Annotated in this window: 13 protein-coding genes and 1 tRNA gene; 8 read left to right on the plus strand and 6 right to left on the minus strand. The window is 60.1% G+C overall.

Annotation, left to right across the window (positions count from 1 at the left end):
- Nucleotides 1-51: 51 nt before the first annotated feature.
- Nucleotides 52-780, minus strand: a complete 729-nt coding sequence (pcsA, locus tag ACI3K0_RS00530; RefSeq protein ID WP_404944785.1) for a phosphatidylcholine synthase — start codon at nucleotides 778-780, stop codon at nucleotides 52-54.
- Nucleotides 781-978: 198 nt separating this feature from the next.
- Here pcsA and ACI3K0_RS00535 point away from each other — a divergent pair, with 198 nt between their 5' ends.
- Nucleotides 979-2,181 carry a UbiH/UbiF family hydroxylase gene (locus ACI3K0_RS00535; protein WP_183821615.1) on the plus strand — a complete coding sequence of 401 codons (1,203 nt, stop codon included), beginning with the start codon at nucleotides 979-981 and terminating at the stop codon, nucleotides 2,179-2,181.
- On the opposite strand, the gene ACI3K0_RS00540 is transcribed toward ACI3K0_RS00535, so the two are convergent.
- Together ACI3K0_RS00540 and ACI3K0_RS00545 are read right to left on the minus strand one after the other, a co-directional pair.
- Nucleotides 2,158-3,120, minus strand: a complete 963-nt coding sequence (locus ACI3K0_RS00540; RefSeq protein WP_183821614.1) for an AEC family transporter — start codon at nucleotides 3,118-3,120, stop codon at nucleotides 2,158-2,160. The two genes, ACI3K0_RS00535 and ACI3K0_RS00540, sit on opposite strands and share 24 nt — an antisense overlap.
- Nucleotides 3,121-3,147: 27 nt before the next feature.
- The gene (locus ACI3K0_RS00545) at nucleotides 3,148-3,894 is read right to left on the minus strand and encodes a cytochrome c biogenesis CcdA family protein (protein WP_148144785.1); all 747 of its coding nucleotides are present in this window, start codon (nucleotides 3,892-3,894) and stop codon (nucleotides 3,148-3,150) included.
- Nucleotides 3,895-4,092: 198 nt separating this feature from the next.
- Between ACI3K0_RS00545 and ACI3K0_RS00550 the strand changes: the two genes are divergently transcribed.
- From ACI3K0_RS00550 to ACI3K0_RS00575, 6 genes are all read left to right on the plus strand, one after another.
- Nucleotides 4,093-4,168: transfer RNA gene (locus ACI3K0_RS00550), tRNA-Lys, on the plus strand.
- 142 nt (nucleotides 4,169-4,310) lie between these two features.
- Complete coding sequence (locus ACI3K0_RS00555) at nucleotides 4,311-4,436, plus strand: hypothetical protein (RefSeq protein ID WP_280518256.1); 126 nt, start codon at nucleotides 4,311-4,313, stop codon at nucleotides 4,434-4,436.
- A 158-nt stretch (nucleotides 4,437-4,594) separates the two neighbouring features.
- On the plus strand, nucleotides 4,595-4,774 hold the full coding sequence (locus tag ACI3K0_RS00560) for a hypothetical protein (RefSeq protein WP_404944786.1): 180 nt from the start codon (nucleotides 4,595-4,597) through the stop codon (nucleotides 4,772-4,774).
- A gap of 234 nt (nucleotides 4,775-5,008) precedes the next feature.
- Nucleotides 5,009-6,298 (plus strand): efflux RND transporter periplasmic adaptor subunit, encoded by a 1,290-nt coding sequence (locus tag ACI3K0_RS00565; RefSeq protein ID WP_183821612.1) that lies wholly within the window; start codon nucleotides 5,009-5,011, stop codon nucleotides 6,296-6,298.
- 13 nt (nucleotides 6,299-6,311) lie between these two features.
- The gene (locus ACI3K0_RS00570; RefSeq protein ID WP_404944787.1) at nucleotides 6,312-7,025 is read left to right on the plus strand and encodes an ABC transporter ATP-binding protein; all 714 of its coding nucleotides are present in this window, start codon (nucleotides 6,312-6,314) and stop codon (nucleotides 7,023-7,025) included.
- Nucleotides 7,015-8,220 carry an ABC transporter permease gene (locus ACI3K0_RS00575; protein ID WP_404944788.1) on the plus strand — a complete coding sequence of 402 codons (1,206 nt, stop codon included), beginning with the start codon at nucleotides 7,015-7,017 and terminating at the stop codon, nucleotides 8,218-8,220. Before ACI3K0_RS00570 ends, ACI3K0_RS00575 begins: the two co-directional genes overlap by 11 nt.
- A 33-nt stretch (nucleotides 8,221-8,253) precedes the next feature.
- On the opposite strand, the gene ACI3K0_RS00580 is transcribed toward ACI3K0_RS00575, so the two are convergent.
- Nucleotides 8,254-8,508 carry a DUF6074 family protein gene (locus ACI3K0_RS00580; RefSeq protein ID WP_206825736.1) on the minus strand — a complete coding sequence of 85 codons (255 nt, stop codon included), beginning with the start codon at nucleotides 8,506-8,508 and terminating at the stop codon, nucleotides 8,254-8,256.
- Nucleotides 8,509-8,772: 264 nt separating this feature from the next.
- On the opposite strand from ACI3K0_RS00580, the gene ACI3K0_RS00585 reads away from it, so the two are divergent.
- Complete coding sequence (locus ACI3K0_RS00585) at nucleotides 8,773-8,937, plus strand: hypothetical protein (protein WP_206825738.1); 165 nt, start codon at nucleotides 8,773-8,775, stop codon at nucleotides 8,935-8,937.
- Between the two features lie 53 nt (nucleotides 8,938-8,990).
- On the opposite strand, the gene ACI3K0_RS00590 is transcribed toward ACI3K0_RS00585, so the two are convergent.
- Entirely contained in the window at nucleotides 8,991-10,925 is a 1,935-nt protein-coding gene (locus ACI3K0_RS00590; RefSeq protein WP_404944789.1) for a CHASE2 domain-containing protein, read from the minus strand.
- A 38-nt stretch (nucleotides 10,926-10,963) separates the two neighbouring features.
- A complete protein-coding gene (locus ACI3K0_RS00595) occupies nucleotides 10,964-14,665 on the minus strand; it encodes a FecR domain-containing protein (protein WP_404944790.1) in 3,702 nt (1,233 codons plus the stop codon).
- Between the last annotated feature and the right edge of the window lie 68 nt (nucleotides 14,666-14,733).

Consider the following 14,733-nt stretch of genomic DNA (forward strand, 5'->3'; position numbering starts at 1 on the left):
GGTTTTGCAGACTTCCACAACATGAAAGAACGGCTCGCCGGTCACCTTGGCCTATTTTCCAAGGTTCGGAAAAAGCTGCAATATTCCACCGATGCAATAGAGGTAAATGCCGCTGATCACCACACCCCAGACAACCCAGTCCGGCGACTGGAAATGTAGGAGCAGCGAATAGCCTCCAAGCGCGCACCAGATGGCCCCCACAGTCAGATTGAGCGAGCGCAAGCGCTTGACGCGCACCGGATGCAGAAAGTTGATCGGCAGGAAAGTCAGTACGACCGAAACCGTCACCACGATCATTGCGGTCGTCGCACCCGCATCGATGACGAAGAGCGTGAATACCACCATGTTCCAGACGACCGGGAAGCCGGAGAAGAAATACTCATCCGTCTTCATACCCATATCGGCATAATAGATCGCGCTCGAAACCACGATCATGCCTGCCGCCACGAAGGACCACGGTTCGCCGATCATGCCGCTCTGGTAGAGCGCAAAGGCCGGCAGGAGAACATAGGTCACGTAGTCGATCACATTGTCCAGCATGTCGCCGGACCAGTTCGGCAGCACTTCCTTGACGTTCAGTTTGCGGGCAATCGGTCCGTCGACGCCATCGACAAGCAACGCCAGACCGAGCCACCAGAACATGTCGATGAAACGGTGCTCAGCCGCAGCAACAACACCGAGAAAGGCGAGAAAGGAACCGGAAGCGGTAAAGATATGGACGCAGAAGGCGCGAATTTCCGCATAGGGCACTGCACGATAATTGAAGATTCGTCTGAACACGCGCGCCCCGTTTTCTTACTTCCCGTCTCTAGCTTTATCTTCGGGTATGCTGCCAATTCAGGCGCATTGCAACCGCCAGCCGCCTTTATCATGGGTTTTACACCACTTAGCGCCGATGAGAGAGCAATCGTCGATACCCCATGGATTGAAGCCTCCAGAAGCTCTACATAGAGCGCGACAGAGAATTGGAAGCGGACAATGCAGCATTACGAGATCGCGATCGTCGGTGGCGGCCTGGCAGGCCAGGTGGCAGCTCTAGCGCTCGGGCGCGCGGGTCGAAAAGTCTGCCTCGTCGCCGCAGCGCCGAAACACGACGATGGACGCACGACTGCGTTGATGGACCAGTCCGTGCGCTATCTTGAGCGTCTCGGCGTATGGGAGAAAATCGCGACCGCCGCGGCCGCACTCTCCGTGATGCAGATCCTCGACGGCACCAACCGCCTGCTGCGCGCGCCGCCGGCGCAATTCCGCGCCAGCGATATCGGTCTTCATGCCTTCGGCTACAATATCCCCAACAAGGCGCTGGCCGAGGTTCTCGACGGCGCCCTGGCTGCAGAACCGAACCTGACCCGCATAGAAACGAATGTCGAGACTGTCGCTATAACGGCTGACAAGGTGACGATCGCGATCGATGGCGGCGAGGTCATCGAGGCCGACTTTGTCATCGGCGCCGACGGCCGCAAGTCGATCACCCGCGAAGCGGCGGGCATTGATGTGCGCAAATGGTCTTACCGGCAGTCCGCCGTGGTGCTGAATTTCGCCCACACCCTGCCGCATGGCTATGTATCGACCGAATTTCACACCGAAAGCGGGCCGTTCACTCAGGTTCCGCTGCCCGGCTCGCGCTCCAGCCTCGTCTGGGTCGTTCGGCCGGAAGAAGCCGCCCATTTGACGAACCTGCCGACGGAAGAGCTGTCGACGATCGTCGAAGCGCGCATGCAGTCGATCCTCGGAAAGGTGACCGTCGAAGGCAAGGCACAGGCCTGGCCGCTGTCGAGCATGATGGCCGAGCGTTTTGGCGCCGGGCGCGTCGCGTTGATCGGTGAAGCCGCTCACGCCTTTCCGCCCATCGGCGCACAAGGGCTGAACCTGTCGCTGCGCGATAGCATGACGCTGGCGGATCTGTTGTCCGCCCAGCACGACCAGCCGATCCCGGCCGATGCCGGGGACCGCTACCATCGACGCCGGCGCCCGGACGTGATGAGCCGCACTGTCAGCGTCGACCTTCTCAACCGCTCACTGCTGACCGATCTGATACCGGTCCAGATGGTGCGGGCAGCCGGCATGCACGTGCTCAACGCCGTCTCTCCCCTGCGCAACGCACTGATGCAGGAAGGTGTAGAGCCGGGACGCAGCCTAAAGAATTTCGTTCGCGAATTAGGGAAACAGATCCGGCGGTAAAATCCCGCTGGAGATGATATATAGCCATATCGGCAGCGTCACGATCGATCCGACGGTGATGAGCAGGATGCTTGCAGAAGCTCTCTCCTGCCACACGCCATATTGCTGGCTGATGACGAAGACATTGGCAGCTGTTGGAAGTGCCGCCAGCAGCATTGCCGCATGCATCCACACCGGATCGAAGTCACCGACCAGCGACAGCACCACATAGACGCTGAGCGGCAGAAACACGAGCTTCAATACTGCGAGATAACCGAGCTCGGCCGGAACGCGTTTTACCGGCCGCAAGGCCAGCGTCACGCCCATGGCAAACAGCGCGCAGGGAGCAGCGGCCTGCGCCAGGTAATCGACGAGTTTCAAGGCCGGTTCGGGCAATTGATGGCCGGAAGCTGCCGCAGCAAAGCCGAGCGCCGTGGACAGGATGAACGGATGCAGCGCGACCTTCTTTGCGATCGAGCCGACGATCAGGTGTAGCTGCCGCTTGTCGTCTCCGGCCAACGCCATCATGGCCGGCGCCATGATGAAATGGGCAGCGTTTTCCAGGCAGACGATCAGCGCCACCGGCACCGCGGCTTTGTCCCCGAAGGCAAGCAGCGCCAGCCCCGGCCCCATATAACCGATATTGCCATAGGCGGCAGTAAACCCCTGGATCGTGCAGTCCTCGAACGAATTGCGGCGAACCACATACCCGACCACAAAGGCGACTGTAAAAACGAGGTAGACGGCCGCGATCTCCCCCAGGATAAAGTCGATGCGCGTGAGTTCCTCGATCGGCGTGCGCGACACGAGCTTGAAGAAAAGCGCCGGCAGCGCCGCATAGATGATGAATGTATTGAGCCAGCCGAGCGCTTCGAGTGGCTGTCCCGTTACTCTCGCCGCCACATAGCCGATCAGGATCAGGCCGAAGAAGGGCAGAAGCAGCGCTACGACATCGACCATGATTGATCCGCTATTTCAGCAGATCGATCAGCCGATCTGCATCAGGATTGGAAACGTTTCCTGGAACCAGATCGCCGCCGAGCTGACGAAGCCGAAGATGAAGGCAAGGCCAGTGACGATCAGGAACACGCCCATCGCTTTCTCGACCAATCCGAGATGGCGACGAAAACGGGTCATAAAACGCATGAAAACGCCTGAAAAGGCCGCCGCGATCCAGAACGGTACGGCAAGCCCGAGCGAATAGATGCCGAGCAGCGCCGCGCCCTCACCAACCGTATCGCGCGATGCCGCCACGCCGAGGATGGCGCCGAGAACCGGACCGATACAGGGCGTCCAGCCGAAGGCGAACGCGAGCCCCATCAGATAGGCGCCCGAAAGCGTCGCAGGCTGACCTGATGCCTGGAACCGCGCCTCACGCGACAGAAAACCTATCCGCAGCACACCGAGAAAATTCAGCCCCATGATGATGATGATCAGCCCGCCGATCTTCGACAAAAGGTCCAGATGCTGGCGCAAAAGCACGCCGACCGTGGACGCACCGGCCCCGAGCATGACGAAAACGGTGGCAAAACCGAGCGTGAAAAAGAAAGCTGACGTGAGCACCGCCTTGCGTGCCGGCGATGCGGCCTGAGAATCCTGGTCGCGGAACTGATCGACAGAAATGCCGGCCATGTAACAGAGATAGGGCGGAACCAGCGGCAGGACGCAGGGCGAAAGGAATGACAGTGTCCCGGCCAGAAGCGCGGTAAAGATGGATATTTCGGCAATGGACACTGGATTGCTCCGCTTATCAGAGGTGGCAGAGGCGCTACCGCCGATTGCCGCTTAATGCCAATCACCTTTTATGCATCGACAGAAATCGATGGAAAAAGCGTCGAACAGCGATTTTTTTGAACGTTTTGCGGGTTGACCGCAAGATGTGACCTGCATATGTATCGCGCACTTTCGAAAGGCGCTGAGGCGCAATGGTGAGAGAGCATAGCTCAGCCGGTAGAGCAACTGACTTTTAATCAGTAGGTCCAGGGTTCGAATCCCTGTGCTCTCACCACTCGAAAGACTTCCATTGCCCTGTCTTTGGTAACATTCCCACCGTTCGCGATACAATTCTTCAATACGATATGCCGCCTTCCGGCCTTACTCGACGGAACAAGTCTTTCGTTGTGGTGTTATTGCCGCCGAAGGAGACTTCCATGCGGATTATTTTCGTCGTTCTTATTGCCTCTGTTCTGAGCATCCTCGGTTTCAAGTATATGGATCGCTCGATCGGCGAGCAGCAGATCATGGCAACGCCGGCCGAAATGTCGGCAAGCAGCTAGCAGGCAGATCGAAAGCCGCCAGGAACAGGACCGACAGCACGTAATCATCCGCAAGGCATCTCTTTCCTCCCGATCCCGGACGCAGCCGCCAATCTGCTTTGTCGTGAGGGAGCTATATTTCGATGCCTCGTTTTCCTTTTGACCAAGGAGAAATCCAGATGAGACGCAGCACCGAGTTGATCGTCCTGGCGACCCTTGTTGCCGGCAGCCTGGCGATCTTCTCTGCGTTGATACCGCCCCGGCCCGGAAATCCGGTAAAAACCGACCGGCTGAGCGGAGAACAGACGCAGACGGCATTCCTGCCCGAACGTTTTGGCGTAGCGAGCAGCAGGCAATAGACATGCACAAAGAAAGACTATGGCCGGCGCTCCGCAAGAGCCCGGCCATAGTGATTCTGGACCAGCCTGATCCAGGTCATTTGAGCGACACCAACCGACAACTTACGGTTATTTAATTTCTCCCGAAGCGTGTTTCATGGCATGGAGCGCGTAAGATTCTGCGCCCGCAGGTAGGTCACACGGCTCGCCCGTCGCAGATGAAACAGACAGACCGATGAAAAACGAGGCCCACGAGTGAACGCCCCTACCGATCCCCTCACCTCCGGCAAGCCGGACGCTCTGGATCTCGCCGCGATCCTCGCAACCTCTGGCCAGAAACAAAAACGCGGGCGTGGCAAGTGGCTGCTTGTGCTCTGTCTTCTGCTGATAGGCGGTGGCCTCGGTTTCTATCTTTACGGCTCCGGCGACGGCCAGCAGTTCGACTACACGACGCAAGCTGCAAAGACCGGTGACCTGCAGGTGATCGTCACCGCCACAGGCTCGATCCAGCCGACCGACCAGGTCGACATATCGAGCGAACTGTCTGGCACGGTGCGCAAGGTCAATGTCAGCTATAACAGCCCCGTCAAGGCGGGCGAGGTGCTGCTGGAACTCGATACCAACAGGCAGGAAGCCGATGTCCAGAGCGCGAGAGCCCAGCTTGCCTCCGCAAGGGCCAACGTTCTGAAGGCCAAGGCCGAGGCCGCCTCCGCAAAGATCAGCTTCGATCGGCTGACCTCGCTGGTCAGCAACCGAATCTCCAGCCAGCAGGATCTCGACGCCGCCAAATATGCCTATGATTCCGCGGTCGCATCGACGGATATCAACGAGGCAGCCGTCCTTTCCGCGGAAGCCAGCCTGCGCTTGGCCGAAATCAATCTCTCCAAGCTCAAGATCGTCTCGCCGATCGACGGCGTCGTTCTCACCCGCGACGTCGATCCGGGCGCGACCGTTGCCTCTTCGCTCAATGCACCGGTGCTCTTTACCATAGCGGGCGACCTGAAACACATGGAGCTGCAGGTCGCCGTCGACGAGGCCGATGTCGGCCAGGTCCGCGAAGGGCAGGAAGCGCGTTTTTCGGTCGATGCCTACCCCAACCGGCATTTCCCGGCAAAGATCGAATCCGTCCGCTTCGCCTCCGAAACCGTCAACAATGTCGTGACCTACAAGGCGATCCTGACGGTCGATAACGAGGACCTGCTCCTGCGCCCCGGCATGACGGCAACTTCGGATATCACCGTGCAATCGGTGACCGGCGCGTTGCTCGTGCCCAATGCGGCTTTGCGCTATTCGCCGCCGTCGACCATGCAGCCGCGCGGCAGCTTTCTGTCGCGCCTGTTCTCCCCGCCCCGCCCACGCGGCAATCGCGGCGCCCGCAACGATGCCTCTGCCGCAAGCCGTTCCGTCTGGGTTCTGCGCAACGGCTCACCTGAGCGCGTCTCCGTCGAAATGGGCGCAACCGATGGCCAGTTCACCGTCGTCAAATCACCGGACCTGAAGGACGGCGACCTGTTGATCACCGAAGCAACGGCGCGTGGCCGCTGACGGGAGATCGACGATGACTGCACCCCTCATCGCATTCAGGCAGGTCTCGAAGGTCTATGGCCGAGGCGAAGCGACCATCCGCGCGCTCGACAACATAGACCTGACCATTGCACAGGGTGAATTCGTCTCGATCATGGGCCCGTCCGGCTCCGGCAAGTCGACGGCGATGAACATCATCGGCGGCCTCGATCTGCCGTCTTCTGGCGAATACATCTTCCAGGGCATCCCGACGAGCGGCTTCAGCCGCGCGCAACTGACTTTGCTACGCCGGCACATGCTTGGTTTCGTCTTCCAGGGTTTCAATCTTCTCGCCCGCACCTCGGCCGTAGAAAATGTCGAACTGCCGCTGGTCTATCGCGGCATGGACCATGCGGAGCGAAGGCGCCGGGCGATGGCAGCACTGGAACAGGTCGGCCTTCGCGGACGCGAGGGCCACACGACCCAGGAGCTTTCCGGCGGCCAGCAGCAGCGCGTCGCGATCGCCAGAGCCATCGTCACCGACCCGGCCGTGCTCCTGGCCGACGAACCGACCGGCAATCTCGACACCAAGACGAGCGCAGAGATCATGGATCTCATCACACGGCTCAACCGCGAAAACGGCATCACTGTCATCATGGTCACCCATGAAGAGGATATCGCCGCCTATGCGAGACGCCTCCTGCGTTTCGTCGACGGCCATCTCGTCAGCGATGAAATCCAGGCAATGGAGGCCGCCCATGTGGTTTGAGACGGCAAAACTTGCCTGGCGCGCCATCAGCCGCAACATGCTGCGCTCCTTCCTCACTGTGCTCGGCGTCGTCATCGGCGTTGCCGCGGTCATCGCCATGGTCACCATCGGCAACGGCACGACCGCCAAGGTGCGCGACGAACTCTCGAGGCTTGGTACCAACACGCTTTTCGTCCGCCCCGGCCAATGGGGACCGGGCCGGGCAAGCACAGAGGCCAAGCGCTTCACCGACGGCGACATCACGGCAATCCGTGATCAGGTGAGCGGCCTGCGCGCCGTGGCACCCGTCAACCGCGGCACGGCGACCGTGATTGCCGGCGGCGCCAACCGCTCCACCAGCGTCATCGGCACGACCGCCGATTATCTGGTCGCGCAGGATTGGGAACTGGCGCTCGGCCGGGATTTCTCAGCCACCGAAGATCGTGGCAGCCAGGCCGCCTGCATCATAGGCGAGACGACACGCCGGGAACTGTTCGGGGCAGCAGATCCAGTCGGCCAGAGCATCCGTGTCAGCAACGTCGCCTGCCCGGTCGTCGGCGTTCTTGCCGTCAAGGGCCAGTCGGGCATGGGCGATGATCAGGACGACACGGTGATCATGCCGTTGAAACTGCATCAGCGCCGGATCGGCGGCACGACAACAATATCGAGCATCGTCCTTTCCGCGCAGGATGGCGTTTCGACGGCAAAGGTTCAGGCAGATGTCGAAAGCCTGCTGAGAGAGCGCCGTCGCATCGCAATCGGTCGCGACGACGATTTCTCCGTCAACGACATGTCGCAGATCGCCGCCGCCATGACCGGCACGACGATGCTTCTGACCGGCCTTCTCGGCGCGGTCGCCGCCGTCAGCCTGCTTGTCGGCGGCATCGGCATCATGAATATCATGCTGGTCTCGGTTACCGAGCGCACCCGCGAAATCGGCATCCGGCTTGCTATCGGCGCACTGGAAAACCAGGTGCTTACGCAGTTTCTGGTCGAGGCCGTGATGCTGTCGATCTTCGGCGGCGTGACCGGCATCGTCACCGGACTTGCTCTCGCCTATGGGGTCGTCAGCTTTCTGGAAGTTCCGTTTGTCGCCAGCCCCACGATCATTCTGCTCGCATTCCTGTTTTCAGCAGCGATCGGCATGATCTTCGGTTATTTCCCGGCAAGACGGGCAGCGCAGCTCAACCCGATCGACGCACTTCGCCACGAATAAGGCCATAAATTGCCGGTGGGAACCGGCAATTCGTCAATAGGCGGATACGTCGCGCTCTTCTTCCGCAAACGCCATCTGCAATTCCATCTGCACGGCGTGCATGAAGATTGCGGCCTGATGACGGATTTCTTCTTCCTCGACACCCTGAGCCCGGAACCCCTTGGCGAACTGTGCCATTTCGGTGCGCCAGAAACGGTTTGCCTCTTCGCCGTGAAGACGCTGAAGAGCGTCGGCGCATCGCCTTACGTCGGCGGTCCGCCGGTCGGCGGGGAACTGCAGCAGTGTCATGCCATCTCCATACTCGATGGGCCGAATCGCCCGTACATGAAGGCACTTTCGCCGCCAGACCTTCACAAAAAGTGAACCGGTCAAAAACCTTTTGGTTCCGATTCAAGGCCTTGCCGTCCCATTTTCGGACAATATGTTAGGATCAAGTTAGGCTTAACGCCCTGCTTCGAGGGGCGCTCAGGCGATTGATAACCAGCCCGGCGCAAGGCGAAGCACTGAAAGATGTCCCCACACACGTCATGAGGACAGATGAAAGGGACATGAATGTCTAAGGAACTTGATCACGTGAACCAGCCTTCGGACCAGTCTATCGCGCTCTTCCTGCAGGAGAACGATATGGACGGCCTGACCGACATTCTCGTAGAGGCATTGTTCCAGGCGCTCAGCATCATGGATGACGAAAAGCCCATCATGGAAACCCTGCATTAAAAGCAGTTCCGGCAAAGCAGGATGCGGTTCTGCGTCCGCAATTGCTTCAGGCTCTAGTCGGATACCGGCGGCTGATCATCTTCGGGCATCATCCGCTGGTAATACACCGCCAGTTCGGGAACCTCCTGCACAAGCGTCCCTATAAGATCGACCGGCGGCATCCTGCCCTCGTAATGAAGTGACAGAACGTCTTTGTGCCGCTTGGTCAATGAAGGGTTCCGGTTGCGGGTGGCTGCAAAGACGCGCGTTTCCTCCTGTTTGCCCTTGACGGCAATCCTGTCGAGTTCAAAGACGCCAAAAATCCCGCCGATTTCATCCGCCACCTTTTCGCCGATCAGCAGTGAAACACCATAGGCTTTCGATGCCGATTCCAGCCTGGCCGCCAGGTTGACCGCATCGCCGAGCGCCGAATAATCGAAGCGCTGTTCCGACCCCATATTGCCGACGACGCATTCGCCGGTGTTGACGCCGATGCCGATCCTCAACGGAAAGAACCGTCGACCGTTGGCTTCCGCCTCATGCTGCAACTCGTCATTCAGCGTCTGCATCGAGGCGAGCATGTCGAGCGCCGCAGACACGGCATGGACCGCATGATCCGGGTCGTCGAGCGGCGCATTCCAGAACGCCATCAGGCAATCGCCGATATATTTGTCGATCGTCCCGCCATAGGACAACACGATCTGCGAAAGCGGCGTCAGAAGCCGGTTGATCAACGCAGTCAGCTGTTCCGGGTCGTCCTTCAACTGCTCCGATATGGTTGTGAACCCGCGCACATCGCAGAACAGGATAGACAGGAACCGTTTCTCGCCACCGAGTTTCAGCTTGCTCGGATCCTTGGCCAGTTGCGCCACCAGCGCCGGCGCCAGATATTGGGAAAATGCCCGCGTGATCTGTCGGCGGCTCTTGCGCTCCTGTGCATAATCGAGTGTCGCCTGGGCCGCGGCGACGCCGGCAAAGGCGAAGGATGGCGCAAGCGGCGACACGAACAGCCCTGCCCAGTGAAGCGCAAGATAACTTCCGCCGGCAAGAAGCAGAACCGCGGCAGCTACGCCGATTATGGTCTTCCACCCGGTACGCCGGCGCACAAGCAGATAGGCACAAAGCGCCGACAGCAGGACTGTCGCCTGCGTCAGCGCTCCGCGTAATTCGGTAACGGACCGGCCGAAACGAAGATTGTCGAGGATCGTCGCCTGTATTTCGGCACCGGCTGTCAGGCGTCCGTCATGAACCGTATGCGAGGTGGCAAAGGCATCGGCCCCGCCGCTGGCGATGGAAGGCGCATTCTGCAGGCTCAGGCCGACAATAACCGTCCTGCCCTTGAAAAAACCTGGCGGCAGAAAATTGGCGGGATCGAGCGCCTGGTAATAGGAAACCGTCCTGTATGTTCTCGCTCCCCCGAAGACCTGCACCAGCCTCCCCTCGTCCGGGACCTCGACAGCATTCCCGCCCGCAACGGCAATGGTGGCCGCAAACCCGTCGACAATCGCCGGTACACGTCGAAATGCACCGTCGCGATCGAGCGATATCGAGGCTATTCCGGCAGCGGCTCCCCTTGATGTAAAAATCTCGAGCGGCATCACCCGGATATATTGGTCGGCCTGCTCCGCGGTAACGATCGTCTCGTCGGCCGCCAGAACCACGTCGGGTCCCATGGCATCGGCCAGCGCCTGATCATTCACGGATGACGAAGGTTCGGAAAAGATGATGTCCAGCCCGATAACCTTTGCGCCCGCATCTCGAAGTTGCGTGACAAGCCGGGCATGAAGACTTCGCGGCCACGGCCATTGCATGTTGATTTCGGCAAGCGACGGTTCATCGATCGCGACGATCACGATATCGTCCGAAGGCACACCCGGTCCGCGGATCGTCGACAGATAATCGAAAGCCCGATAGTCCATCAGCGCCCAGCCCGGCAGGCGAGAAAGCAAAGCCACCGCGCCGAAGACGAATACCGACAGAAGCAGCACTTGCACGGAGCGCGAAGCCATCAATCGGCGCGCAAATCGCCATCGTGAGCCGAATTGCATCAGAACCGGACCCTGAACGTGCCTTTGAACGAACGCCCCCAGCCGGGTATGTCGTTGTTCAACTCGATATCCTCGTCCAGCAGGTTGTAGGCAGCCAGTTCAAACTCGAAGCGCTTGTCGAACGGCTCCCAGACAAGATTGGCATCGAGCGTCCAGTAGTCATCGAGCGACACGCCGGCCTCGTTGACACGGTCGCCGATGTAATTGGCGGCAAGCGTCGTCTTGATATGCGTCTCGTTGACCCAGGTCAGCGCCACCTGCCCCGCCCATTCCGGCACGAAGGGCAAGGGGCCGCCCGATGTCGGCGTGCCCGAACCCTGATCCTCGGAATCCGTATAGGCGGCGGTCGAGGACAGGCCGAAACCCGCCCCGAGCACCGCATTGGCCGTCAGGCTCGCCCGGTCGAGCCGCCCTTCACTCGTGGTAAACGGTGTCGAGACCAAGGGGATCGGAATGCGTGGATGATCCATCTCCTGGTGTTGGTATTGCAGCGCCGTGAAGAAATCAGGCGTCCATTCGGCATCCCAGCGCAGGGCATAGGTATCGACATACCCTTCCGTCCCGACCGAGATCGCATTCGGCTGGATGCCGACGATACCGATCGGCGACAAGGTCGGTGTCGTGAGGTCGATGCTGCTTCGCATGAACCCTGCCCGAAGCCACTGACCGTCCGTCGGTGACCATGCAAGCCCGATCCGCGGCTCGATGCGCGCCACATCCGACGTATCGCCGTCGATATAGCTGCCGAACAGGGCATATTCCGCCTTCAGACTGTCGCTGATTTCATGCAGAAGATCGATATAGATACGACCGACGTTGCTTTTATCTTCGGCTCGGTCAAACGTGTCTACGTCATTGAACGGAAACGGTCGCAGATCGGTAAACGCCTCAGTCTGCCGCAAGTTTATTCGCCCACCTTCTATCCCGTAACGCCAGGTCAAATTGTCGATGCCAACCATGTGGTTGATTGCAGCGATGTAGGTTTTCTGATCGAACTCTTCGCGGGTCCGGCCAAGCGGGACGGGAATGCCGAAAAGACCTGCCTCAAGATATTGAGTGTCCCGGCTGTTGAGGCCGCTATAGAGCAAGGCGGCGTTCACAACGTTTTTATAGCCAATAGTATGGCTCCACCCCAAGCCAGCTGTCGTTGAGCGTGCAGAAACATCCTGCTCGGTCGTCAACGTCCCACCCGGAAACGTGCCCGGCAGCTCTCCGAAAAGCAAAGACAGATCGGGAACAGCCACGCTCAGATCGCGTGAAATCTCGCTCTTCGAATGGTTCGCGTAGAATACCAGCCGGTCGTAAGCAGTCGGACTTGCCGTCAGATAGGCATTGCCCCCGACCAGCTTGTTTTCGGTCTCGATATCCGAGAGCGCGCCGATATCGCGCGCATCCGGCACTTTCTGCCATTGCAGGTTCGCATAGAGGCTGACCGGGAACGGCAGGTTTCGATAGGCCTGTACCTCGCCTTCCGCCGTATATCCCGTCTCGCCCCCTGCCGTGGTGAAGCCGCCTCCGAGTTCGACCTCGAAGAAAGGCTGCTTCAACAGGTTCGCCTCGCGCGAACGGCCCGAGATGATATGCGGATCAAGCAACAGGCCCTGCAACAGAGAGGAAAACGCCTGGCTGTTGCCTTCGTTGGTAATGACATTGTCGCCATAGAAATAATTGTCGACGAAAGGATCGCTGCTGCCGCGCAAACTCTGGTCAACATAGGCCGTCGCCTGGAACGGGTCGAAGGCCGCATCGCCATAATATTCGCCCCAGGCATCCAGCCCCTGCAAACGAAACGCATCGTTGAGTGTAGACCCCGCCTCGTGATTGGCGCCGACGGAGGTGAACTCGCCACCCCGCGCCTTCGACCGTCGCAGATATTCCTGCGCATGCCGGATCGCCCCGATAGAATCGTAATCGTCGATCGCCATCGCGGTCCTGACTGCCGCGATAACGGGATCGTTGTCATCCAGCCGGTCGGCATTGTCGAGCGCCTGATTTGCCGCGAGCCGATCGCCCTTTTCGTAATGCGCGGCAGCCAGCATCAGCTGCCCTTGAGAATAGGCGGGATTGGCGACCGTGCCGGCCAGCAGGTCCTCGACCGCCTTGTCCACCTCGCCCGTCTGCAGATAATAGCGCCCGCGGGCAACGAGCGCGAGATCGAAGGCCGGGTCGACGGCCATCGCCTTGTCGATCTCCGCCTTGGCCTTTTCGATTCGGCCCGTATCGAGATAGAAGATCGCAAGATTGGCATGCGGGATGGGATCCTGCGGATCGAGTTCGATCGCCTTCAGGAATGCCGCCTCGGCTTCGCGGTTGGCGTCGCGGGAGGATTGCACATTGCCGATCACGTTCCAGGTCGAGCTGCTGCCGGGTGTCACCCGGGCTGCAGCCTCCAGATCCTCCATGGCGCCGCTATTGTCGCCCTGGAAACCCGCCCTGTAGAGCGCCCGCGCCTCAAGCGCCGTCGGCTCGCTCGGATCGAGCGACAGTGAGCGATCGACCGCCTGCTGATATTCCGGACGATCGTTGAGAAGAAGCGCCAGCATCGCCCGGTAGGCCGGAAGTTGCGGATCGTCAGGATATTGCCGCTCGGCATCCTTCAATACGCCCATTGCCGCGCGCAGATCCTGCAGGAAGCCGACCGCATAGGCCCGCAGGAACGCCGCATCCGGCCCTTGGACGCTCCGCGGCATCTTTTCCACCCGGGTCGGATCGGCAAGACTGCGGGCGTAATAACCGCCATAAAGCGCCACACCCCGTCGCCTCGCATCGAGCCCGCGCTGGGCCTTGTCGAACAGCTTTGCCGCCTCGGCATAATGTTTGTCTTCGGCCAGCATGATCGCCTCGATCAGCGAGATCCGAGCCTTCTGGTTCGCCGTCAGTGAGCGCCCTTTGAGAGTACTAAGCGTCCGTTGCGCGGCGGGGCGTCCTTCGAGCGTCAGCTCGGTTTCGGCCAGCGTCACCCATTCCTCCGTCGTGCGCTCACCAGCCGGCTTGGCGACGATCCGGTCGGCCTGCCTGCGCATCTGCGCCACCGGTTGGTTCGATGCAGGCATCCGCCTGAAAGCCTCCCGTGCCGGCAGGTAGAACAGCATCTGCTCGCGATCATCGCTATCGACGATCACCACCTTCTGCGGCGCCTGGCCGATCGAGGCGACGGCACCTTCGCCCTCACGCACATCGACGCTGCCCTGCGGATTGCTGAGCCGGACCTCGCCTTCGAGCACACTGAGCGAGGTCCGTGAGCCCTCGACCGTCATCGTCCAGTCGGTACCTCGAATGGCGGCGGCCGCTGCCGGTGTCTGCACCTCGACGCCCGGCCCGCCACGCTCCGCACGCGCCCAGATCGTTCCGGCCTGCAGTTCCAGCACCGTATCGGCACCCGAACCTGACGTAACCTGCTTCACTACCAGCGTCGCATTGCGGCCCATACGGATCTGCGTCCGGTCGGAAAACAGGATGGCAAGCTGCCCGGTCGCATTCGTCCGCAGCACATCTCCGCCGACGAGATCCTGCCTCAAATCCACGAATTGCCAGTTCGAAACGTCGATAAAACGGACTTCCTCGCCCGTCTTGCGTGCAATCACCGCGCCGGCAACTGAGCCATCACGCGGCACGGGCTCACTGCGCGCGGGAAGACCACCCCCGGCACCAAGCAGCGTCAAAGAAACCGCAAATAAAAATCGATTGAGCACCCCGCGCATGCCACAACCTGTGGACACAAACATATAAACTGTCAAGTTTTCGAGCCGATGTCACCTTGCTTTAAGAG

Source organism: Rhizobium sp. ZW T2_16 (assembly GCF_044987325.1).
In the GTDB taxonomy this organism is placed as follows: Bacteria; Pseudomonadota; Alphaproteobacteria; order Rhizobiales; family Rhizobiaceae; genus Neorhizobium; species Neorhizobium cellulosilyticum.

Coding starts and splice junctions, on each gene's coding strand:
- ACI3K0_RS00535 (WP_183821615.1), top strand. CDS start 979: ATGCAGCATTACGAGATCGCGATCGTCGGTGGCGGCCTGGCAGGCCAG.
- ACI3K0_RS00540 (WP_183821614.1), bottom strand. CDS start 3,120: ATGGTCGATGTCGTAGCGCTGCTTCTGCCCTTCTTCGGCCTGATCCTG.
- ACI3K0_RS00555 (WP_280518256.1), top strand. CDS start 4,311: ATGCGGATTATTTTCGTCGTTCTTATTGCCTCTGTTCTGAGCATCCTC.
- ACI3K0_RS00560 (WP_404944786.1), top strand. CDS start 4,595: ATGAGACGCAGCACCGAGTTGATCGTCCTGGCGACCCTTGTTGCCGGC.
- ACI3K0_RS00570 (WP_404944787.1), top strand. CDS start 6,312: ATGACTGCACCCCTCATCGCATTCAGGCAGGTCTCGAAGGTCTATGGC.
- ACI3K0_RS00575 (WP_404944788.1), top strand. CDS start 7,015: ATGTGGTTTGAGACGGCAAAACTTGCCTGGCGCGCCATCAGCCGCAAC.
- ACI3K0_RS00580 (WP_206825736.1), bottom strand. CDS start 8,508: ATGACACTGCTGCAGTTCCCCGCCGACCGGCGGACCGCCGACGTAAGG.
- ACI3K0_RS00585 (WP_206825738.1), top strand. CDS start 8,773: ATGTCTAAGGAACTTGATCACGTGAACCAGCCTTCGGACCAGTCTATC.
- ACI3K0_RS00590 (WP_404944789.1), bottom strand. CDS start 10,925: ATGGCTTCGCGCTCCGTGCAAGTGCTGCTTCTGTCGGTATTCGTCTTC.
- ACI3K0_RS00595 (WP_404944790.1), bottom strand. CDS start 14,665: ATGCGCGGGGTGCTCAATCGATTTTTATTTGCGGTTTCTTTGACGCTG.